Raw genomic sequence first — 22189 nt, forward strand, 5'->3', positions numbered from 1 at the left:
AGCTTTTCCCGCTAATGTACCAAATTACAAAGCTTGTTGTGCTATAAAATAAAACGGCCCCCGCATTTTATGCGAGGCGTTTGTTGCCCAACCTGGATTATTGCACTTCACGCCATGATCCGGCTCCGCTTTATATTACCCAAACGCCTCCGCCGCTTGCAGCGGCTTATGGCCGTTTTATTTTTAGCTCATGCAAACAAAAGTTCGCCTCGCTATAAAATAAAACGGCCCCGCATTATATGCGAGGCGTTTGTTGCCCGACCTGGATTCGAACCAAGACACTCAGAACCAAAATCTGATGTACTACCCTTATACTATCGGGCAATTATTTTAATTAATTATTTATTACTGTCTGCAGGTAATTGCAAGGTTGAAGGAGCCTGTTGCTGCTGTGAATTGGCAGGCGCCTGCTGCGTTGGAACAGTTGAAGTATTTATATCCTGCAATGAGTTACTGCCGCTGCCGGAAACATTAGAAACCAATAAAACAGATACAATGCTCAATACGGCAAGTGCAGAAGCAAATATCCATGTGCCTTTATCCAATATATCGTTGGTTTGTTTTACGCCCATAAACTGGCTGTTAAACCCAGCTATAGAACCACTTAAACCACCGCCTTTGGGATTCTGGATCAATATGATCAGGCCCAGCACTATACACACCAAAACAATAAGAATAAACAGAATGAGCGCCATTATTAACCTTTTAGTTCCTTAATTTTTGCCGCAAAGTAAGCGGATTTGGAGGGATTAATAAAACTTAATTTTTCATAAATATTTATTGCCTGCTGGGGCTTGCCCTGCTTCACCAGAACTTCTGCCATAGTTTCGGTTACCACCTCCTCAGCATCATTGGAGTGCTGTGCAATATGCTGCACATGCTGCTCCCCTGCCTCATCGCTTCGCAGCTCTGTTGGGGAAGGATTAATGCTTTTCATTTGTTTGAGCCAGTCTGTAAAGCGCCTTAGCTGCTTGCTAAGTTTATCATTTGGCTTTTCTTCATCCAGTTTTATGCCCTGCGACTCAAAATAATCAACCCGATGCAGCGGCATGGTTTCTATCGGCACCTCCATTACAGGTTCTTCAACCGGCTTCTCAAAAGCCGCCGCCTGCTGCTGTAAAAGACTGCTTAGTTTATCATTAATAATTTCATCTTCTGCCAGATCGCTCACAGGCCCATCTTCCGGAAAATCCTCTTCACCGGGCGGTTGGGTAAATTCTTCTGCTTCCTCAATCGCTGCATCATTCTCCCCTGTAACAGATATATCTTCTTTTACAATTTCCGGTTGCATGGCTGATAAAGGCTGCACGACAATTAAATCCTCTTCTTTTACAACAGGCAATCCCTCCTTTTCGTCAGTTACAGGCTGTGCGGTTTTCGAAGCCTGCTCTTCAGTGATATTCAGGTTATAGTGCAATAATAATTCATCGGAAAAATGTAACGCGGCTTTTTGCAAAGCATGTTCATAACCATGCTGCTTTGCACGATACAGCTTATCAGCAAGCAGAAAATATGCTGTGCCGTAGTAAGGCTCATCAGCCGTTAATTGTCTTAACTGATCTTCAGTAACATTAACTGCGGGTTTATTAAATAAAGCCTGTAAAATATTTTCTGCCGGTAAAGCCATTCAGCATTATTGTTTGTACGGTGAAAATACTATTCTCTACCAGTTTGAAAAAATATGGTTGAATATCTGGTCTGTCAACTGCGTAATTATATCATCCAGCAACTGGCCTTCAGCCTGTTGCAAAGATTGTGTGGCCGAGAAATCGAAATCGCGGCTTACGGTAAAATTATCCGTCTTATTGTCTACTGTATTCAATACGGTAATATTAGCTGCAACAGTTAACCTGTTGCCGGCAGAAGTTTGGTTACTGATGGCCGACAATGAAACATCATACCGGCTAACATAACCGGTAATTATATAGCTGGCATCATCACCATTTACAAGTGCGAGCTTTGTATAATTATTTATTTTTTGCTTGAGGTTATCGGTTAGCTTCGGGCTTAACTGCGGGTTTACATAACGCGCCTTATTTTCTAAAAACCCAACTTTAACGGTTTTAAATTTTGAATAGTCGATAGAAACATCCCGGAAGGTATAAATGCCGCAGGAAGGGAGAAGCAAAAGGCCACAGACAATAGTCAATAGACCATAGCCTGAAAACCGCCGTCTGTTGACGGTTGACTGTTGACCGTTAACCGTTGACCGTTTATTCATTAATATCATATTCTTTCAGCTTTCTGTAAAGTGTTCTTTCACTAATGCCCAAATCTAATGCGGCATCTTTTCTTTTACCGCGATGTTTCTTTAGCGCTTTTATTATCAGTTCTTTTTCTTTATCCATAATGTTCAGCGATTCCTCCACTTCCTCATGCTCATGAATTTCATTTTTATGCGGAAGAATAACAGCCTGGTTAGGCTGCTGCATATTTACCGGTAAAGCTGCTGCCTGTGAATTGCCAGCCAATACAGGGGCTGCATATTCATTACCATTTAAAGAAAAATCTCTCTGCAAAGATTCTGCGGTATAATTTGCTGCGCTTCCAGCCAATGAAGGATTTTTCAGGATTTCAAGAAACATTTTCTTAAGTTCCGTAACGTCCTTCTTCATATCAAAAAACAGCTTGTACAATATCTCGCGCTCATTATTAAACTCGCCGTTTGCCTGCTGCGATTGCGCCAAAACCGGCAGGCGGTTTATGTTCTTCTCAGGCAAAAAACGCTGCAGGTCGGTTGCGGTTATCAATTGGTTTGTACTTAAAACCGATAACTGCTCCGCAATATTCTTCAATTCCCGCACATTGCCCGGCCAGTTGTAGTTAATTAACATGGTTTTCGCCTCGTCGTCTAACTGTACCGGTGTGGTCTTATAACGTTCGGCAAAATCAACCACAAATTTTCTGAATAATAAAACAATATCTTCTTTCCTGTCCTTCAAAGCGGGAACGCGAATGGGCACTGTGCTCAAACGGTAATATAAATCTTCCCTGAATTTGCCATTATGCGCCGCCGTGTATAAATCTTTATTGGTGGCCGCAATTACACGCACATCTGTTTTCTGCACTTTGGATGACCCAACACGGATAAACTCACCGGTTTCCAGCACACGCAGCAAACGGGCCTGCGTACCGAGTGGCATTTCACCAATTTCATCTAAGAAAATTGTGCCGCCGCTTACAGTTTCAAAATAACCTTTACGGCTGTCAACAGCGCCGGTGAATGAGCCTTTTTCATGGCCAAAAAGTTCTGAATCTATGGTGCCTTCAGGAATGGCACCGCAGTTAACGGCTATGAAAGCATTATGCTTTCTTGCCGATAAAGCATGTATGATTTGAGAAAATGATTCTTTACCTACACCGCTTTCGCCTACAATTAAAACGCTGAGGTCTGTTGATGCAACCTGCATAGCAACCTGTATTGCATAATTGAGCGCCGACGAATTACCTGTAATTCCAAACCTGTTCTTTATTGATTGTATTTCTGCCATTATTATTCTTCTAAACTTTTTAAAATTTGTTCTACTTCTGATTGTAATACCGGCAAATCATTTTGAATAATTCTCCATAATGTGCCTTTATCTATCATATCATATTCGTGAATAAATTATATGGTGAAGAGATATGATGTTTTTCTGATCAGAAACATTAATTGATTTATCAATTTTTGATGCTTTCCATAAAGCCTCTCCAATAATGGGAGCCTTCTTTCTACGGCATCTGTAACAGTAACATTATTTATAAATTCAACAGATGAGTTTATATTTTGAATATGAAATTGAATTTTCGAAATGCCATCAAGAATATCGTATAAAAATTTTATAGTTTCAGCATTCATAAATTTTTATTTTCTCGTTGCTGATTCTATTCAAAAAATATTTATTTGTAATTCTTTCTTCAGCCACCAAATCAACTTTTCTTCCTGTAATTTTTTCTAGCCCAAACATCAGGTCAAAATAATCATAGTAAGGCGGCAAAAGATTTCCATCCTTATCATTTTTAAAAGAAAACAAAAAATCAAGGTCACTCTTATTATTAAAATCATCACGAACACCAGAGCCAAACAAATACAAACTTTTCACCTGCATTTGCTCACAGGTTTTTACAATGTCTGATAATTTATTTTTGATTATTGAATTCATAATTCTTTTACCACTTCACCAATTAATGTTGCCTGTGTAAAATCGTTCACCTTCACAAAAACATAATCGCCTTTTTTATAATTGTAATTTTCTTTTGGAAAAACAATTACTTTATTCTGTGAATTCCTTCCCATCCAGTCGGCATCGCTTTTTTTGCTGTTGCCCTCAATTAAAACTTTAAATGTTTTACCCACATCTTTTTTATTGCTTTCGTAAGAAAGCCTGTTTTGCAATTCAACCACCTCCTTTAACCTTCTTTTTTTCACTTCTTCCGGCACATCGTCTTTATATCTTCTTGCAGCCAGCGTGCCCGGCCTTTCAGAATAAAAAAACATATAACTCATATCGTAAGCGCTGGTTTCCATCATGCTTAGAGTATCGGTATGGTCTTCTTCTGTTTCAGTGCAAAAACCTGTAATAATATCGGAGCTTATGCCGCAATCCGGAATTATTTCGCGGATGCGTTTTACTTTGGCCATATACCATTCTCTTGTATAAGTGCGGTTCATCAATTGCAATACACGGGTGCTGCCGCTTTGCAAAGGCAGGTGAATATAGTTGCAGATGTTATCATATTTTGACATGGTAAGCAACACTTCATCTGTAATATCTTTTGGATGCGATGTGCTGAAGCGTACACGCAATTCCGGGCTCACCAATGCCACCTTTTCCAGTAATTTTCCAAAGGTCACAATTTCATCATTGACTTCATCAATCCAATAATAGCTGTCCACATTCTGGCCCAGCAGCGTTACTTCTTTATAACCCCTGTCAAATAAATTTTGCGCTTCTGCGATGATGGAATGCACGTCGCGGCTGCGTTCACGGCCGCGGGTAAACGGCACCACGCAAAAGCTGCACATATTATTACAACCGCGCATAATGGAAATAAATGCAGTAACACCATTAGTGTCTAATCTTACCGGAGAAATGTCTGCATAGGTTTCTTCGCGGCTCAATAAAACGTTCACAGATTTTTGCCCGGTTTCCGCCTCTTCAATCAAAACAGGTAATGTTCTGTATGCATCAGGCCCCACTACAAGATCAACCAGCTTTTCTTCTTCCAAAAATTTAGATTTCAGCCTTTCTGCCATACAACCCAGCACGCCAACCAGTAAACCGGGACGGGAATCTTTAATCTTCCTGAATTCCGTTAACCGCTTACGAACGGTTTGTTCTGCTTTTTCGCGAATGGAACAGGTATTCAGCAGCACCAAATCGGCTTCTTCGTAATTTCTCGTTGCGCCAAAACCTTCATTTTGTAAAATGGAAGCCACAATTTCGCTGTCGCTGAAATTCATCTGGCAACCATAACTTTCTATATAAAATTTTTTGTTGTATTGATTTTCATCGTTGGCAAAAGGCGCAAAAGCCTCACCTTGCCGTGTTTCATCATGTACTTTATTCGCAACCAGATCCTGCATGTATAAAAAATTAGCTTGCAAAGCTAATGATTTAAGACAGAATGGCAGCGATGGTGATAGTTAAAACAATAAGGAGAGAGATGGAGCGGAAGACGGGACTCGAACCCGCCACCTTTAGTTTGGGAAACTAATACTCTACCGGATGAGCTACTTCCGCTTGATTTGTTATTGAACTGTGGCTTTAATTTTTGTTTTAAGCCAGCTATTTTTTACCGGGATTATCCAGTTTTCTTCCAGTTCTTTTTTCGTGGCCACAACATTATTAAAAAATAATGTATCGGGCGAAATAAAATTATTTTCCAGCGCATAATTAAACTGCTGGCGGGGAATTATCTGCACTTTATCCTTTACCACAAAAGCAAGATTTTGCCAGTTGAACATTTCAACACCAAATTGTTTTTCTATCTGTTGAATAATGCGTACCGAACTATCAATACTGCACCCGCTAACGCCGGTTGCGGTTTCATCGGCCATTAAAATTATAAACTGGCCAAAAAATAAATTAGCATAGCCTTTTACCGGCGCTCCATGCGCGTTCCAGTGCTGAACCAAATCATTTAAAATATCTTCAATTTGCAAAGCTTCGCTTATGGTAAATAAACGGCTTGCCTGGTAAATCCAAACCCTTGAATTAGCATCAAAATCTGCAGGCAATAAATGGTTGTATTCAAAATTCATGGCGCAAAATTAGCATTCATTAATAAAATACCGGGCTATTTTAAGATACACTTTACTTTAACAGCGTTGTATAATTGCAAAGCGCTTTTTATTATTCTGCAATTATATTCGTTGCCATAATTCATTATTCATTTTTAATTCCTGTTTATGAAAAACAGTAAAAATAGTATAACCGCCTGTTTATTATTTGCCTGCCTTTTATTTTGCTTTGCTTCTCATGCCCAGCCGCTTAAAGTTGGGGTTGCAGGCCTTAACCACGATCATGCTTACGGCTTAATGAACCAATATAAAAATGGTGAAGTAGAAATAATTGGCATTGCCGAACCAAATAATGAATTGGTGCAACGCTATAAAGAAAGATATAAACTCCCTGACTCCATTTTTTATACATCTGTTACCGAAATGCTGAAACACATTAAACCAGATGCTGTATTGGCTTATAATGCTATCGCAGATCATCTTGCCGTTGTGGAAGCCTGTGCGCCAAAAGGTGTTTCTGTTATGGTTGAAAAACCTTTGGCAACAACTGTTGCGCAGGCTGAGCGCATGGCCATGCTTGCAAGAAAATATCACATACAATTATTGACCAATTATGAAACCACCTGGTACCCGAGTAATCAACAGGTGTATGATATTGTAAATAAGGAGCAAACAATTGGTGAAGTAAGAAAAATGATTGTGCACGACGGACACCAGGGCCCTGTTGAAATTGGCTGCAGTAAATACTTCCTGGAATGGCTTACCGATCCGGTAAAAAATGGCGGCGGCGCTATTATTGATTTTGGCTGTTATGGCGCCGACCTTATGACCTGGCTAATGAAAGGTCAGGCGCCGGTTGCGGTAACTGCTATTACCAGGCATATTAAACCAAACATTTATCCAAAGGTTGATGATGATGCAACAATCTTGCTTGAATATCCAAAAGCAACAGGCATTATTGAAGCATCGTGGAACTGGCCATTTGGTATAAAAGATTTTGAAGTGTTTGGCGAGAAAGCCTATTTACATGCTTTAAATAATGATGAACTTAAAAGAAGAGATACAGTAAATTATCATACAGTTGAAACAAAACCGCTTATTTATAAAGATAATTTGTCTTACCTGGCGGCAGCATTAAAGGGAGAAATACACGACACAAATGATCCTTCATCGCTGGAAACAAATTTAATTGTTGTGAAGATATTAGAAGCCGCAAGGGAATCTGCAAAAACAGGCAAGAGGGTTGTGCTTTCACCCCAATAAAAATATTTATTTGGAAATAATAGCCGAATACATGCTGCCACCAAAGCGTGATGCTAATTCGCCGATCCTGGTTGTTCTCCATTTATACATTTCAAAAAAGTTTTTAAGTTTTTTAAAACTAATGGGATAAGGCACCCACATATTGGCAGCATCCGTGTTATATTCAATTATTAGCAGGTAACCATTTTCATTAAGGCAATTAAAAACTTTATTAATAAACGCATGCTTGTCTTTCACAAAATGAAAAGCATTTGCCATTAAAATGCCCGATAAATTTTTAAATGGGAGTGCATCCGTCACAAAATCCAAAGCAAGTTTTTCGAGTTTAATTTCCTTTCTAACGGCAACATGTGTTAATGCATTACTGCTTTTATCAACCGCATAAATCAAACTATCGTCTGCCAATAGTTGGGCAAGTGCATCAGTAAACAAGCCATCACCGCAACCTAAATCCGCCCAAACAGTTGTATGTTCCGGAAACTTATGTTGTATAAGAGATATGGCTTCTTTTAACTGCATAATCTATTGCTCATTAAAGCGCCAAAACTATATTCAAATTCTTCAAACATTTCTTAATCTTTCACTGTAAAAAATCATAATAAAAAAGGCACATTATATTTGCAGCCAATTTTGTTCCGCCTGCAACGGAATCCATATTGTTTAATGGAATCTTGCTTTAAGCAAGGTCTGAAATTTTTACACAATGGCTGTATTACATAACCGTGTTTCCGGTGAAGAATTAAAGCGCCGCCTTTATGAAGAAACTGAACCGAGAACAACTATCAGTTTCTATCAATATTTTCCTGTTCAAAACCCGCAGGAGTTTCGCGATCATTTATATAAGCACTTATATAATTTAAAAGTATTCGGCAGAATCTACATTGCCAAAGAAGGCATTAATGCGCAGGTAAGTGTGCCGCAATCCAATTTTGAAACTTTCAAAACATTTTTGTATTCCATCAGCGAATTAAACAACCTTCGTTTAAATATAGCGGTAGATGATGATGGAAAAAGTTTCTGGGTTTTGTCTGTAAAAGTGCGGGAAAAAATTGTTGCTGATGGCATTACCGATCCCGGTTTCAGTATGGAAAATAAGGGCCGCTATGTAAATGCAGAACAAATGAATGAACTGCTGCAAAAAGATGACACGATTGTCATTGATATGCGCAATCATTATGAATATGAAGTGGGCCATTTTGAGAAGGCCATTGAAATTCCATCAGATACTTTTCGCGAACAGTTGCCTATGGCTGTTGACATGATGAAAGGCAATGAAGAAAAAAACATCATTATGTATTGCACCGGCGGCATACGCTGCGAAAAAGCAAGCGCTTATATGCTGCATAATGGTTTTAAAAATGTTTTTCACCTTGAAGGCGGTATTATTAATTATGCAAAACAGGTAAAGGGAAACAACCAGCCATCAAGATTCATTGGCAAAAACTTTGTATTTGATAACCGCCTGGGAGAACGCATTACAGAAGATGTAATTGCCAAATGCCATCAATGCGGGAAACCCTGCGACACACATACCAACTGCGCCAATAATGGCTGCCATCTTTTATTTATTCAATGCGAAGAATGCCGCCAAAAATATGATGGCTGCTGCAGCACTGAATGTAAAGAAACCATCCATCTTCCTTTGGAAAGACAAAAACAAATACGCAAAGGCATTGATAAAGGGCGCAATGTTTTTAATAAAAGTAAAGTTCGTTTAAGACCAAAGTTGAATGGTTGAAAAGTTGATATGTTAGTATATTAAGCGATTTCCTCAAATCAACTCAATCAATTACTCAACTTCTTTCAGCTCTTCAACAATCCGCCTATATGTTTCCTCATCGCTTAACTCCTGCGGAATAAACTTTTCACCAATAACGGTTTCGTATAATTCAATATAACGTTGCGAAATGGTGTTCACCCAATCCTCACTCATTTCAGGCACGGTTTGGCCTTCTTTGCCCATAAAATTATTTTCAATCAGCCATTCGCGCACAAACTCTTTACTAAGCTGCTTCTGGCGTTCGCCTTTGCGCTGGCGCTCTTCAAAACCATCAGCATAAAAATACCTCGAACTATCCGGCGTGTGCACTTCATCCATTAAATAGATTTCATTGCCAATCTTGCCAAATTCATACTTGGTATCGGCGAGTATCAAACCCTGCCTGGCTGCAATTTCTTTGCCGCGTGCAAACAGTTTTAATGCATAATCGCTCAATATTTTCCATTCCTCTTTTGTAGTAATTCCCGCAGCAACTATACCGTCCGAATCAATATCTTCATCATGTCCGGCATCGGCCTTGGTGCTTGGCGTAATAATGGGTTCAGGAAAGAAATCATTTTCTTTTAAACCTTCAGGCATTAAAGCGCCGCATAAAATGCGTTTATTGCTTTTATAAGTACGCCAGGCATGGCCTACCAAATTGCCCCGTACTACCATTTCAACCTTGAATGGCTTACATTTTTTACCAATGGAAACATTGGGTGCGGGCACCTTTAAAAGCCAGTTGGGGCAAATATCTTTTGTGGCATCGAGCATATAAGCCGCAATCTGGTTTAAAACCTGCCCTTTATAGGGAATTGGCCGGGGAAGAATAACATCAAAGGCAGAAATGCGGTTGCTGGCAATCATTACAAGGATATCATTTTTTATAGTGTAAACATCCCTCACCTTGCCGCTATAAAAACTGGTTTGGCCTTCAAACTCAAATTGTTGTTTTTTCATATAAACACAAACCTACAAGAGATGTGGAACCGCACAAAATGATTCAGAAAAAATAATCTAACTTCATCTAACTAAATAATGCGCATAATTTGGTATATTATTATTTCGATTGTTTGCAACAAGTACTATTATTGTACTGCTAAAACTTTTCTATGCAAAAGAAAATGCCTCTCTTGCTCTTTATTATTTTCTGTATTATAAATGCTAACCAGGTTTTTGCTCAACAGCCAACCATAATAACAGGAAATATTAAGAACAGTACCACTAAAGAAAACCTGGCTGCCATATCAATTATTGTTAAAGGCACCGGCGACGGTACTTATACCGATGAAAAAGGAAATTTCAGGCTTGTAACCGCACAAAAGCCGCCTTTTGTAATAACGATATCTTCTATTGGCTATACCGAAAAAGATATAAATGTTGAAAGCAATAGCCAGGTTATAAATACGGAGCTTGAACCAAGTTTTGCGCTTGGACAGGAAATTGTGGTGGCTGCATCAAGATTGCCCGAACGCATACTTGAATCGCCGGTAACGATTGAACGGGTGAGCGCCACCGCTATCCGGAATACGCCCGGCCCCAATTATTATGATGCATTAAACAATTTAAAGGGTGTTGATGTAACTACATCAAGCTATACATTTAAAACCATATCAACACGTGGGTTTAATGGCAGCGGTAACCTCCGGCTTAATCAATTAGTAGATGGAATGGATAATTCAGCACCGGCCTTAAATTTTTCGGTTGGTAATGTAATTGGCCTTACTGATTTGGATGTTGATAATATGGAATTGCTTTCCGGCGCATCATCTGCATTATATGGTTCCGGCGGTATGAACGGCACATTACTTATTTCAAGTAAAGACCCCTTTAAATACCAGGGTTTCAGCGCCGAAGTAAAAGAAGGCATCATGCATATAAATGATTACCGGCATAAAGCTTCGCCTTTTCATGATATTGCTATAAGATGGGGCAAGAAAGTGTCTGATAAATTTGCATTCAAGATCAGCGCTGAATATATGAAGGCTGATGACTGGCGTGCAGATGATTCCACCAATCTCGAACGTAATAATGTGCTGAGCAAAATAAAATCGGGTACAAGGGCAACTGATCCTAATTATGATGGCGTGAATGTATATGGCGATGAAGCAAGCGCTGGAATGGAAGGTTTTGCCCAAATCTTCCAGGAACAAACAAGACAAGGCGTTTTAAGCGCAACGGGCGGCACTTTTGATATTGTGCAATTTACTAACAGTACACTGCCGCCACAGCCATCTGAACAGGATATAACTAATTACATAAATACACTTAATGCACTTGATCCAACTGGTGGTTTGGCAGCAGCCGGATCCAATTTAATTCCTTTTAATTTAGGGCTGCGTAACGATATTTATGGTACGCAGAAGGCAAGCCGTACCGGGTATTATGAGAAAGACCTTGCTAATTACAATGCCCATAATTTTAAAATCTCGGGAGGATTATATTATAAGATTAACAGCAGCACCGAGGCTTCCTTAACCGGGAACTGGGGTTTGGGAACTACGGTATATACAGGCGCCGACAGATACTCATTAAAAAACTTCAATATTGGCCAATACAAGCTTGAAATAAATAATCCAAACTGGTTTGTACGCGCGTATACAACCCAGGAGAATTCTGGTGATTCTTATGCTACAACGCTTGCTGCTTTAGGCATTAATAATACATGGAAAGATAATGCTACATGGTTTGCGCAATATATAGGAACTTATTCCGGGGCAATAGAACAGGGTGCTGATGCAAATACTGCACATACCGCTGCCCGCGCTGCTGCCGATGCGGGAAGATATATGCCAGGTTCATCAGATTTCAACACTACTTTCAAAAATTCAACTACCACTTCCATAAATGAAGGCGGTTCGCAGTTTGCTGATAAATCAAGCCTTTACCAGCTTTCCGGTCAATATAATTTTTCACGGTTTGTAAAAGTAATTGATGTGCTGGCCGGCGCCAGCTATCGCTTATATCATCTTAATTCAAACAATACCATTTTTTACGAGCCTGATGGCCCCATTAACATCAGCGAATACGGCGCTTATCTTCAACTGCAAAAAGAAATAGTGAAAGATGTGTTGAAATTAACCGCTTCGGGGCGTTATGATAAAAACGAAAATTTCAAAGGGCGCTTTACACCAAGGTTTACGGCAACAATAACACCTGCAAAAGAGCATGTTATCCGCCTTTCCTATCAGCAGGCTTACCGGTTTCCCAATAACCAGGATCAGTGGATAAACCTGAAAACACCCGGAAGTTATTTAATTGGCTGCCTGCCTGTATTTAATACTTTATACAAGTTCGATCAATATCCCGTTTATACGGCTACAAGTGTTGATGCTTTTCGGAATGATCCAAACCATAACCCCGCATTGCTTGAAAAAGCAACTTTTGCCAAAGCCAAGCCTGAGACAATGGAGTCTTATGAAATTGGTTATCGTGGTGTAATAAATAATGTTTTTTTAATTGATGCCTATTATTATTTCAGCAGGTATAAAGATTTTATAGCACGGCAAGCTGTAGCAAGGGGCGACTCAGCAGGAAACCCTTCAAATAACCTGGCATATTTAGCGAGCCCTTTTACCAGCGACAATTATGCATTTGTGGTTAACACAAGCACACCCGTTAAAGCCAATGGCTGGGGCATAAGCCTGCAATACCGCATTGGCAAAACCTATGCTGTTACCGGCAATGTATATGGCGACCAGTTAAGTGATGTGCAGGAAGGCCTTGTTACATTTTTCAATACACCCAAAACACGCTTCAATCTCGGCTTCTCCAGTTCAAATGCATACAAAGGCGTTGGCTTTAATGTAATTTACAAATGGCAGGATAAAGTTAACTGGGAAGGGACTTTTGGTTCCGGAACAATTCCAGCCTTTGGAACGCTGGATGCACAGGTGAGTTATAACTTCACAAAACAAAAAGTTCTTGTTAAAGTTGGCGGCACTAACATAACAAATCATTATTATCGCAATGCATTTGGTAACCCTTATATCGGAGCTTTGTTTTATGCAAGCATCGGGTATAATGTTTTTTAGTTATTAAATGTTTAGCAGAACCCCTGTTTCACACGGGGGTTTTTTATTTGAGTGCCTTAAGAGGAAATAACTATCCTCTTTTAAAGATGAATTAATCCCTTTTTAATCCCAGCCGCTGGAGCAATATATCCTTTTTTGATTTTGATATTATCAGCTTTTCACCGTTATCAATCATCACATAACCGCCATCAGAACGGATAAGATTAGTAATATGATGCACGTTTACAATTATTGAATGATGAATGCGTTGAAAAACATCTTCCGGCAACATTTCCTCAATATCCCCAAGCGCCCTTGAAACAAGTAATTTTTTATTACCGGTAAGATGAACGGTTGTATAAGCGCCCTCCGCATGACAGTATAAAATATTCTCTGCAGGAATAAATTCATAGCCATCCCTTTGAGGAAAAGCAATTTTTTGACGTTGCGAAGGCTGCTTTATATTATGCAATAAATTTTCGATATTTATTGCACCTTCTGAAGCAAGAATTTTCTCTTCGGCTTTTTTTATTGCAGTTTTTAAATCGTTTATATCAACAGGCTTTAATAAATAATCTACAGCGCTTATGCGAAATGCCCGCGCTGCAAACTTATCATGTGCTGTAGTAAAAATGATGCAAAAGTCAATGTGATCAAGCAATTCCAGCATCTCAAACCCATTCATCCAGGGCATTTCCACATCAAGGAAAATAAGGCGTGGTTTATATTTTTTAATGGCGAAGATTCCTTCCTTGGCTGAGGTGCATGTTGCCGACACTTCAACATTACCACAATATTTATCTATATCAGTTTTAAGTGCATCAATACAATACTGCTCATCGTCTATAATAATTGATTTTATCATTTAATAACCATTACAAGTTTCATATAAAGCCCATAATGCCAGTTTCCATATTCTCAAAATAATGAATTGAGATTAATCTTAACCAGCTTACATAACAAACATGCATGCTGAATTAACTGTTCATCAGCCTGAATTGATAATTGCGTCTGTTTACATTAATACTCATTGAAATTAAGTATCACAGTGGTGCCGCCCGGCATGTTATTTTCATCCAGTTTATCAATTATTTCCAAGTTTGCTTTTTTCTCGTTAAGAAGGTTATCCAGGTTTAGCCGCGCCTGGGTTAAGCGCACACCTTTTGATTCATGCATTGAAGATTCCGATTTAAAACTATTTTGCCGTGCTACTTCCCTTCCTATGCCATCATCATCAATTATGCAGTAGATTGTGTGATCGGTTGCGTCAATAGTTACAGTTAGCATTCCGCTGTCACTTTTAAGCATAATACCATGCCATATTGCATTCTCTATAAATGGCTGAATAATGAGTGCGGGCACCTTTACAGATTTTAAATCTATGCTCTCATTAATATTGAAAGCATAAGAAAATTTATCTCCAAAACGCATGCTTTCAAGCTGAACATACAACCGGCAAGTTTCTAATTCATCATGCAAGCTTATATCCCTCTTATCTGAATTTTGAAATACAATGCGTATAAGTTTTGAGAAGGTGGTAAGATAAAGTATAGCCTTTTCGTTTTCATTTTTTTGTATAAGCGACTTAATCGAGTTCATGCAGTTAAAAATAAAATGCGGGTTCATTTGTGCACGAAGTGCTTTTGCCTCCAGCTCTAACAATTCCTTTTGATATTTAGCTTTCAGTTGCTCTTGTTTTCGAACAGAAGTAATGCGCCATTGCACAAATAAAGTAACTGCCGCTATAATTGTAAACGCTAATAAAAATATAAACACATCTGTTTGCCACCATGCCGGTTGTATAATGATGGAAAGCCTCACACCATCTGCGCTCCATTGGCCATCTGCATTTTTTACATCGGCATAAAAAAAATAATTGCCGGGTTTAAGGTTGTTATAATGTATGGCGCGGTCTAAATAATTTGCATAAACCCACGTTTTATTTATTCCTTCCATTTTATAACGGTATTCCAATCTTTCCGGCTGGTCATATTCTGTGGAGGAAAAAGTTAGCGTAATAAAATTTTGATTGTGCTTTAAAGTAAGGCTATGCAAAAAAGCAGGCAAACTATCTGTTTTTACAGGCTGATTAAAAATTTGTATACGCGATAAATAACACTTTCTTGCAGGCCTGTTGTTTATTATAGTGCTTAAAGCTATAGTGTGCAAATAATCAACGGCGCCTATAAAAAGCTGGTTGTTTACACAGGTAATTCCAGAATTAAAAACGCTGATTAACCCGTCGCTTAATCCAAATTTATATTGCCGGTTATGTATATAATCAATTAATAACACACCTGCAGAATTCAACACACAAACAACTCCCTGGTCATTAATATTGCATAGCTGAATGGGGTAAACATCCTTTTCAAACGGAATTTGTTTTATAAGGTTCAGGTTTTTAGTTTCATAAATTTTTATACCTGATAATGAAGCAACCCAAAGATTATTCATGTCATCAAGAAGGTACCAACACATATTAAAAAAGTGCTGAAAGGGTTTTTCCTGTTCGGTTTCCGTAATTATTTTTCTTGCAGTTTTTGTAAGCAGATTAAACTGAAAAACGGTTCTGTTATAACAGAAGTAGGCAAATTCCTCCTTTTTATCTACTTGAATAATATCAATAATTTTATCTGCCTGGTTTCTGCCCGATGTATCTTTTAAAACTTCCGCAGGCAATAAAATTGAGTCGCAACTCAACTGCTTACTATTGATAACATATATTGCTTTACTTGATGGATTTGAAGGTTGCAGATAAATATTAGCCTTTCTGAAAATAAAGTTTTGGAAACGCAATTGCTTAAAGTTTATTGCAGGATTGATTTTTGGAACTACAATCTTTTTAGAACCAATATCATAAACCCACAATGAAGAGCCGCATAACCATAACCGGCCATCTTCATCCAATGCCATGTCAAAAGCATTTATTTCCTTTTCTGCATTGCTAATAATTTTCTGTAAAGTTCCGGTGCCTACTTGTACACTTCTTGCCAACTCGTTGCTTATCACACTATACTTCTGTTCTATTGGCAGCGTGTGCATAAGCCGCATATTCGTATCTAAAACAAATACTTCGTTTCTTGTATCAAAGGCTACATAATAACATTTATTCCTGCTGTCCCATACGGCCGTTTTAAAAACATTCTCCAGGTTATTTACGGTTTTTGAAGGAGGCAGCTTAAACGTTTTTAACTGGTTTGCGGTATGCTTTGCCAGGTAAAGCTGGTAAAAAATAAGGCTCCATACATTCTCGCTGCTATCTGTAATAAAATGCCTTAATTGTATGGCTGGCAATTTATCATTGACTTCAGCGGTAAAATAATATTTGTGCGTTTTTGTATTAAATGTACCTGGTAATTTATCATCTTCTGAAACGTAATATTCGTCAGCATTTTTACGCTGAAAAAAAATAATATTAAGAAGCTTATGCAAACCACCTTTTTTATCCCTATATGGAAACATTGTATAAATACCTGTTCTTTTATCATAGCACCCCATACCTGAATTAGGTGTAACAAACCAGATGGTATCAATGCCTTCATCAATACCTGTTATTTCTTTATCAAACCCGGTTGAATCTTTTGGATTGGAGCACCGGAAAGAGCGGTTAATCGTTTTATCAATTTTATTGAAGGAGTAAATGCCATCATTTGTTGCAAGCCATAAAACATTTTTATTGCGCATATCCCTTTCTATGGCATAAACACTGCTTGCACGAAACGATAAGTTGTTGGCGGATGTATAATATGTTGTTTGCTTGGTTTTACGGCTGTAATGTATAAACCCAACATTATACATGCCCATCCAAATGGAAGCATCGTCGTCTATAAACGGTTGCGAGAAAGCATACGGAAAAGATATTTTTGATTTGTCTTCCTCTCTTAATTGTATATATAAATGCGTAACCTTTCCTGTAACTGTATTTAAATATTCCTGCCCGGGTATTGTAAAAACATACAAGTTGTTGCTGTCATCTAAATATAAGCGCCCAGAACTACTTACATTTAAAGTTGTGCTGTCTCCTTCTTCGTGTTTAAACAGTGTTATATCATTTCCGTCATAACTTATAACACCTTTATCTGTGGCAAACCAAAGTTTGCCGGTTTTATCAGCACATATTTTTCGCAGGTTATAATCTTTCAACAGCGGGTTGCTTGCAATTTTAAATATGAGCGAATCGTATTGTGGAAATAAAGAAATACCATGCAGGTGGAAGCAGGAAAGAATTAGTATGGTTTTGAAAAATTTCAAAACGTTAGCTTAAGTTGTTATTAAAGTGTAGCTGCGATATTATTTTCCAGGCTTCAAACTTAGATCGTCTTTCATGGTTAGCCCTTCTAAAAGGATACATCAATATTTCTAAATCAATCGAAATTTTTCTATTAAGGCTACAGATGCTGCTTATAAATTTACACATTATCCATTTAAAATATATAAAATCTATTTTTAAATTAACTATCACTCTTTCTTAATTGATATTTAGACTTTACGGTTTAGCTGCCGGCTTATTTTAAGAAAACGTCCCCTGGTTAAATCAACTGCTATTATTGTTAAAAGATTATTGACTGCACTTTTATTACTCTATAATTTTCGAAAAGATTTTTAAGATGCTTGCGTTAAGCAGTTTTGCAAGGCAAAAAGAATAACACAAATAACTATTAGTAACTGCCCATATAGTTAAGCACCACCTTTCATATCAGCCCCAAACTTTAAAAATTAAAACCTATGATAATGAAAACAAATCTCACTATTAGCACAATTCTTTTTACATTATTAAGCACATCCTGTGTGCATTATTATTATGCACCTAATACCAATAATGTACCCTTGTTTAAAGAAAAAGGCGAAGGACGTTTACAGGCACAATTCACTTCAACAGCAGGGCAGGGCAGTACCGAAACTGCAGATGGGCTTGAAATTCAAACCGCCTATGCATTGGGTAACCACAGTGCATTGCAATTGAATTTTTTTCATGCTTCAGGAAATGAAGAAGAGTATGGCTCAGGTTCAGGAAATTATATTGAAGCAGCCGGCGGGTATTTTAAACCTTTTGCAAAAAACCATATGGTGTTTGAAACTTACTCGGGACTTGGCTTTGGAAACGTAAACAACATTTATAAAAGCAGTTATGGCAATTACATAACAGAAGACGCAAAAACATCCATTACAAAATTCTTTGTGCAACCCTCAATCGGCTTTACCTCCAGGTATTTTAACGCGGCGTTCTCTTCAAAATTCAGCTTTGTAAATCTTGGCTTAAAGCATTCAACACTTTCAAAAGAAAATAATTTATATGACTACGACTATGTAGAATCATTACGTAAAGGCAAATCATATTTTTTCTGGGAACCGGGATTGATGTTACGAAGTGGCTTTGAACATGTTCAGGTTATAATGCAGCTAACAGAAACCGTGTTAACTAATGATAACGAGCCTATATCGAATACCAGCTTTTCACTTGGCATTGCAATACCTTTTAATACAAAGCTCAAATCTCATAAGCAATAAAATAAAATGTTATGAAAACAAAAAAAAATCATGCCTGTGCATTTTTCATTGCAGCAGCTCTGCTAATCGCTAATGCGGCGCATACACAACAGATAAATAATTCCGCTGCAACAAGCTTTAATCAAACACAAAACATAACCACCGGCAACTATACCTACAAGGTTTTCCAGGCGCCTAATAAAATGTATGGTTATGATATATTAAGTAATGGAAAATTTATATTTCACCAGGGTGCTTCGCCAGCCCGGCCCAGCGAATTTGTTACCGCACTCCCAAAAAAAGAACAGGCGGAAAAAGCCGCTTTATACTCCATTAAAAAGTTAAGCGAAAACCGGCCAGCAGCTTTAACGCGGGAAGAATTAAAAAAAATAATAGCCGGGCAAAAACAACCTTAATAAATATTCAAAAAGGATTTTATGAAAAAGATTTACATAATAATACTATCAGTGTTTACAATTGCTTATGCAGGCAATGCTATACAGGCACAAAACTTTCATGTGCTGGATATTAATAATTCAAAAGATGCACACCCATCAAATTATAGCATCTATGATTATATAACGCCAGACTTTCTGTTTGGAAAATATCAATACGCGGTTTTAAACAATATTGCCTATTTCGCTGCCAGCGACGGTATTCATGGCATTAAATTATGGCGAAGTGATGGCACAAGAGAAGGCACATTTATGGTAGAAGAAATAAACACGGGCTCATCATTATCAAGTATAAACAGGATAACCGCATCCGGAAACAAAATATATTTTACTGTAGATAATGGGAGCGGGTCCGAATTATATGTTAGCGACGGAACAGGGCAAGGCACATCTATACTAAAAATATTTCCCGATTTCCCGTCTGTTCCTTCTTATTTAACTGATGTAAATGGCGCTTTATATTTTTATGCCGGAAGCACTAATCAAATATGGAAAAGCGATGGCACTGTTTCAGGAACTACAATGGTATGTGATCTTTATTCAGAAATTGGAGGTTACAGCCCAACCCTGTTAACCAATGCAAACGGCCGTTTATTTTTTGTGGCGCAAAGCTTTTTTGACGGTAACGAAATTTACACAACTGACGGCGTTCCCGGCAGCACACACATGGTAAAAGATATTAACCCTTATGCAGGAAGCGAACCAACGCAATTAACGCCGGTAAACGGGCTGCTTTGTTTTGCGGCAGATGATGGCTCAGGGCAACGCCAATTATGGGTATCAGACGGCACAGATGCAGGAACATATAAAGCAAACAATCCAAACAATATTATTGTTGACAACTGGTATGGCATCACTTTTACTGTAAAAGATGAAACAGTTTATTTTTCGGGAAATATAAATGATAATGACGGAAGCCATTTTTGCGCCTATAATACTGCTGACGCTGCAAATACGATTAATATAATAAAAAATATAAATCCCGGTTTCTTCAGCAATAATCTTTACAACATTACCAATGTAGGCGGAACCTTATTTTTTACTGTGTTTAATGGTAAGGACCAGGTACTGTGGAAATCAGACGGAACAGAGGCAGGCACTATGCAGGTAAGAAATATTAACCCCGGCGGAAGAAATATTTATTTATATAAAGATTTTGCGGATGCCAACGGCACACTTCTTTTTTCATTTTATGATGATGCGCATGGTTATGAAATCTGGAAAAGCAATGGAACAGAAGCGGGAACAATAATGATAAAAGACATTAGCGCCGGCCCTTCAGGTTCACGTGCAGATAACATCACTTATATTGGAAATAGCGTGAGCCTTTTTGAAGCAACAGATGGCAAAAATGGTTTGGAACTATGGCGAACAGACGGCACGCCAGATGGCACATTTATGGTAAAAAACATCAACAAATCAGTAAGCAGTTCTTCTTTCCCATCAGCGCTTACACAAAATGCAGACAGCAGTAAATTATTGTTTGTTGCTAATGATCTTAAATATGGCCAGGAGCTTTGTATAACAGACGGCTCGCAAGAAGGAACGCATCTTGTAAAAGATTTACTTAAAGGCTCATTTGGTTCTTCGCCGTATCATATTGTTAACATGAATAATGAAACCTATTTTTTAGCAAATATTATTGACACTGCTAATCACACTACTTCTGATGTATCAGTTATTACCAAACTTTGCAAAACAAAAGGTACGCCCGCAACAACAAAGATATTATCACTTCCTTCTCTCGAATCAATAATAAATGAAAACGCTCTTACAGAAGTTTATTGGATGGGTGCTTCGTCAGACCTTTTGTATTTATATATCATAAATCATGCAACTAACGAAGCTGAGCTTTGGCGCAGCGATGGAACAAAAGCAGGAACTTTTCCACTTAAACAAAATATGTACGCTTACTATGCTGTTAATTTAAAAACCGTTGGTGATAAATTATTTTTTACAGATTATGATTTTACTTATGGATATGAATTGTTTGTAAGCAATGGTACAATTGCCGGCACAGGAATAGTAAGGGATATTGCCCCGGGCGCCAATGGTTCTAATCCTTCTAACTTCAGTTCATTTAATGGACAACTTTATTTTACCGCCGATATAGGTTATGGCCCGTTTGCGTGTTCATCCAACGGTACCCTGGCAGGAACCAACCCGGTTAAAGCTCTTATTATTGCCACCAGCCCGTTTGTTGAAGCTAATAACAAATTATTTTTCACAGGTTCAAGAACAGTTGGCAGGGGCACAGAATTATATGCCATTGATAAAATCAATAACATAGCATACCTGGTAAAAGATATATATCGCGGCCCGGCTTCATCCGGCATATATAATCTTGCGGGCGGCGACAGTTTAATATATTTTACGGCTGATGATGGAATACATGGGCCCCAGCTTTGGAAATCTGATGGCACAAAACAAAGTACAAAAATATTATTAACAATACCCGACTTAAGCAATGCTTACATTGCTGACTTTACAACAGTGCATAATAAACTTTTCTTTACACTAAATGGCGGCTTATGGCAGAGCGATGGCACTAATGCCGGCACCCATATCATAGATGATGCAAATCTTTTAAACGTAACAAGCTTAAGTAATCTAACGGCTTTCAATAGTAAACTTGCGTTCACAGCTTTTGAACCTTCTACCGGTTATGAACTATATGTTGGTGATGTGGAAGATAAATTTATACCGGCTGTATCTAATGCTGAAAGTATTCTAAAAAATACAACGGCTTTAAACTCGTTTACTGTTTATCCTAATCCTGCTAAAGATGTAATTAATGTGCACACAAATAGCACAGCAATTATTTCATTAATGGATCAGCAGGGAAGAACAATATTTACAAAACCTGTTGATAAGATTGGCGTTATTGATGTAAGCAAGCTGCCTGCCGGTGTATATTATTTAAAGAACAACACAACAGGTGAAACGCAAAAAGTAGCTGTGGCAAGATAATAACCAGTGATGGGAA

Annotated in this window: 19 protein-coding genes and 2 tRNA genes; 6 read left to right on the forward strand and 15 right to left on the reverse strand. The window is 38.2% G+C overall.

Annotation, left to right across the window (positions count from 1 at the left end; genetic code table 11):
- Positions 1-253: 253 nt before the first annotated feature.
- The 11 genes from BM015_RS02605 to BM015_RS02655 all read right to left on the reverse strand — a co-directional run bounded on the left by BM015_RS02605 (position 254) and on the right by BM015_RS02655 (position 6244).
- Positions 254-324, reverse strand: a tRNA-Gln gene (locus BM015_RS02605).
- Positions 325-338: 14 nt separating this feature from the next.
- Entirely contained in the window at positions 339-695 is a 357-nt protein-coding gene (secG, locus tag BM015_RS02610) for a preprotein translocase subunit SecG (RefSeq protein ID WP_090654193.1), read from the reverse strand.
- Between the two features lie 2 nt (positions 696-697).
- A complete protein-coding gene (locus BM015_RS02615) occupies positions 698-1627 on the reverse strand; it encodes a hypothetical protein (RefSeq protein ID WP_090654195.1) in 930 nt (309 codons plus the stop codon).
- A gap of 36 nt (positions 1628-1663) precedes the next feature.
- Positions 1664-2221, reverse strand: a complete 558-nt coding sequence (gene lptE, locus BM015_RS02620) for an LPS assembly lipoprotein LptE (RefSeq protein ID WP_245751178.1) — start codon at positions 2219-2221, stop codon at positions 1664-1666.
- Positions 2214-3491, reverse strand: a complete 1278-nt coding sequence (locus BM015_RS02625; RefSeq protein ID WP_090654200.1) for a sigma-54 interaction domain-containing protein — start codon at positions 3489-3491, stop codon at positions 2214-2216. Before BM015_RS02625 ends, lptE begins: the two co-directional genes overlap by 8 nt.
- A 2-nt stretch (positions 3492-3493) precedes the next feature.
- Entirely contained in the window at positions 3494-3604 is a 111-nt protein-coding gene (locus BM015_RS22035; protein ID WP_394333755.1) for a HepT-like ribonuclease domain-containing protein, read from the reverse strand.
- 3 nt (positions 3605-3607) lie between these two features.
- Positions 3608-3838 carry a hypothetical protein gene (locus tag BM015_RS02635; RefSeq protein WP_090654205.1) on the reverse strand — a complete coding sequence of 77 codons (231 nt, stop codon included), beginning with the start codon at positions 3836-3838 and terminating at the stop codon, positions 3608-3610.
- A complete protein-coding gene (locus BM015_RS02640) occupies positions 3828-4142 on the reverse strand; it encodes a nucleotidyltransferase family protein (RefSeq protein WP_090654207.1) in 315 nt (104 codons plus the stop codon). The genes BM015_RS02635 and BM015_RS02640 overlap by 11 nt, the downstream gene beginning before the upstream one ends.
- Positions 4139-5566: a tRNA (N6-isopentenyl adenosine(37)-C2)-methylthiotransferase MiaB gene (gene miaB, locus BM015_RS02645; RefSeq protein WP_090654210.1), complete on the reverse strand. Its 1428-nt coding sequence runs from the start codon at positions 5564-5566 to the stop codon at positions 4139-4141. The genes BM015_RS02640 and miaB overlap by 4 nt, the downstream gene beginning before the upstream one ends.
- A gap of 81 nt (positions 5567-5647) precedes the next feature.
- Positions 5648-5723 (reverse strand) — tRNA-Gly (locus BM015_RS02650).
- Positions 5724-5731: 8 nt separating this feature from the next.
- On the reverse strand, positions 5732-6244 hold the full coding sequence (locus tag BM015_RS02655) for a hypothetical protein (RefSeq protein ID WP_090654211.1): 513 nt from the start codon (positions 6242-6244) through the stop codon (positions 5732-5734).
- A gap of 147 nt (positions 6245-6391) precedes the next feature.
- Between BM015_RS02655 and BM015_RS02660 the strand changes: the two genes are divergently transcribed.
- Complete coding sequence (locus BM015_RS02660) at positions 6392-7486, forward strand: Gfo/Idh/MocA family protein (protein WP_090654213.1); 1095 nt, start codon at positions 6392-6394, stop codon at positions 7484-7486.
- Positions 7487-7492: 6 nt separating this feature from the next.
- Here BM015_RS02660 and BM015_RS02665 read toward each other — a convergent pair whose 3' ends face one another.
- Positions 7493-8005, reverse strand: coding sequence for a class I SAM-dependent methyltransferase (locus BM015_RS02665; protein WP_090654215.1), 513 nt, complete (start codon positions 8003-8005; stop codon positions 7493-7495).
- 184 nt (positions 8006-8189) lie between these two features.
- Here BM015_RS02665 and trhO point away from each other — a divergent pair, with 184 nt between their 5' ends.
- Positions 8190-9224, forward strand: coding sequence for an oxygen-dependent tRNA uridine(34) hydroxylase TrhO (gene trhO, locus BM015_RS02670; protein ID WP_090654216.1), 1035 nt, complete (start codon positions 8190-8192; stop codon positions 9222-9224).
- 51 nt (positions 9225-9275) lie between these two features.
- On the opposite strand, the gene BM015_RS02675 is transcribed toward trhO, so the two are convergent.
- A complete protein-coding gene (locus tag BM015_RS02675; RefSeq protein ID WP_090654218.1) occupies positions 9276-10208 on the reverse strand; it encodes a phosphoribosylaminoimidazolesuccinocarboxamide synthase in 933 nt (310 codons plus the stop codon).
- A gap of 152 nt (positions 10209-10360) precedes the next feature.
- Between BM015_RS02675 and BM015_RS02680 the strand changes: the two genes are divergently transcribed.
- Positions 10361-13282, forward strand: coding sequence for a TonB-dependent receptor (locus BM015_RS02680; RefSeq protein ID WP_245751179.1), 2922 nt, complete (start codon positions 10361-10363; stop codon positions 13280-13282).
- Between the two features lie 91 nt (positions 13283-13373).
- Here the strand turns inward: BM015_RS02680 and BM015_RS02685 are convergent, their stop codons facing one another.
- Both BM015_RS02685 and BM015_RS02690 read right to left on the reverse strand, forming a co-directional pair.
- Complete coding sequence (locus BM015_RS02685; protein WP_090654220.1) at positions 13374-14126, reverse strand: LytR/AlgR family response regulator transcription factor; 753 nt, start codon at positions 14124-14126, stop codon at positions 13374-13376.
- A 155-nt stretch (positions 14127-14281) separates the two neighbouring features.
- A complete protein-coding gene (locus BM015_RS02690) occupies positions 14282-17512 on the reverse strand; it encodes a histidine kinase (protein WP_090654222.1) in 3231 nt (1076 codons plus the stop codon).
- A 480-nt stretch (positions 17513-17992) separates the two neighbouring features.
- Between BM015_RS02690 and BM015_RS02695 the strand changes: the two genes are divergently transcribed.
- The 3 genes from BM015_RS02695 to BM015_RS02705 are packed head-to-tail and all read left to right on the forward strand — an operon-like array spanning position 17993 to position 22173.
- On the forward strand, positions 17993-18769 hold the full coding sequence (locus tag BM015_RS02695; RefSeq protein ID WP_090654224.1) for a hypothetical protein: 777 nt from the start codon (positions 17993-17995) through the stop codon (positions 18767-18769).
- Between the two features lie 11 nt (positions 18770-18780).
- Positions 18781-19164 carry a DUF4907 domain-containing protein gene (locus BM015_RS02700; RefSeq protein WP_090654226.1) on the forward strand — a complete coding sequence of 128 codons (384 nt, stop codon included), beginning with the start codon at positions 18781-18783 and terminating at the stop codon, positions 19162-19164.
- 21 nt (positions 19165-19185) lie between these two features.
- Complete coding sequence (locus BM015_RS02705) at positions 19186-22173, forward strand: T9SS type A sorting domain-containing protein (protein ID WP_090654228.1); 2988 nt, start codon at positions 19186-19188, stop codon at positions 22171-22173.
- Positions 22174-22189: the final 16 nt, after the last annotated feature.

It is taken from the genome of Parafilimonas terrae (genome assembly GCF_900115755.1).
GTDB lineage: Bacteria > Bacteroidota > Bacteroidia > Chitinophagales > Chitinophagaceae > Parafilimonas > Parafilimonas terrae.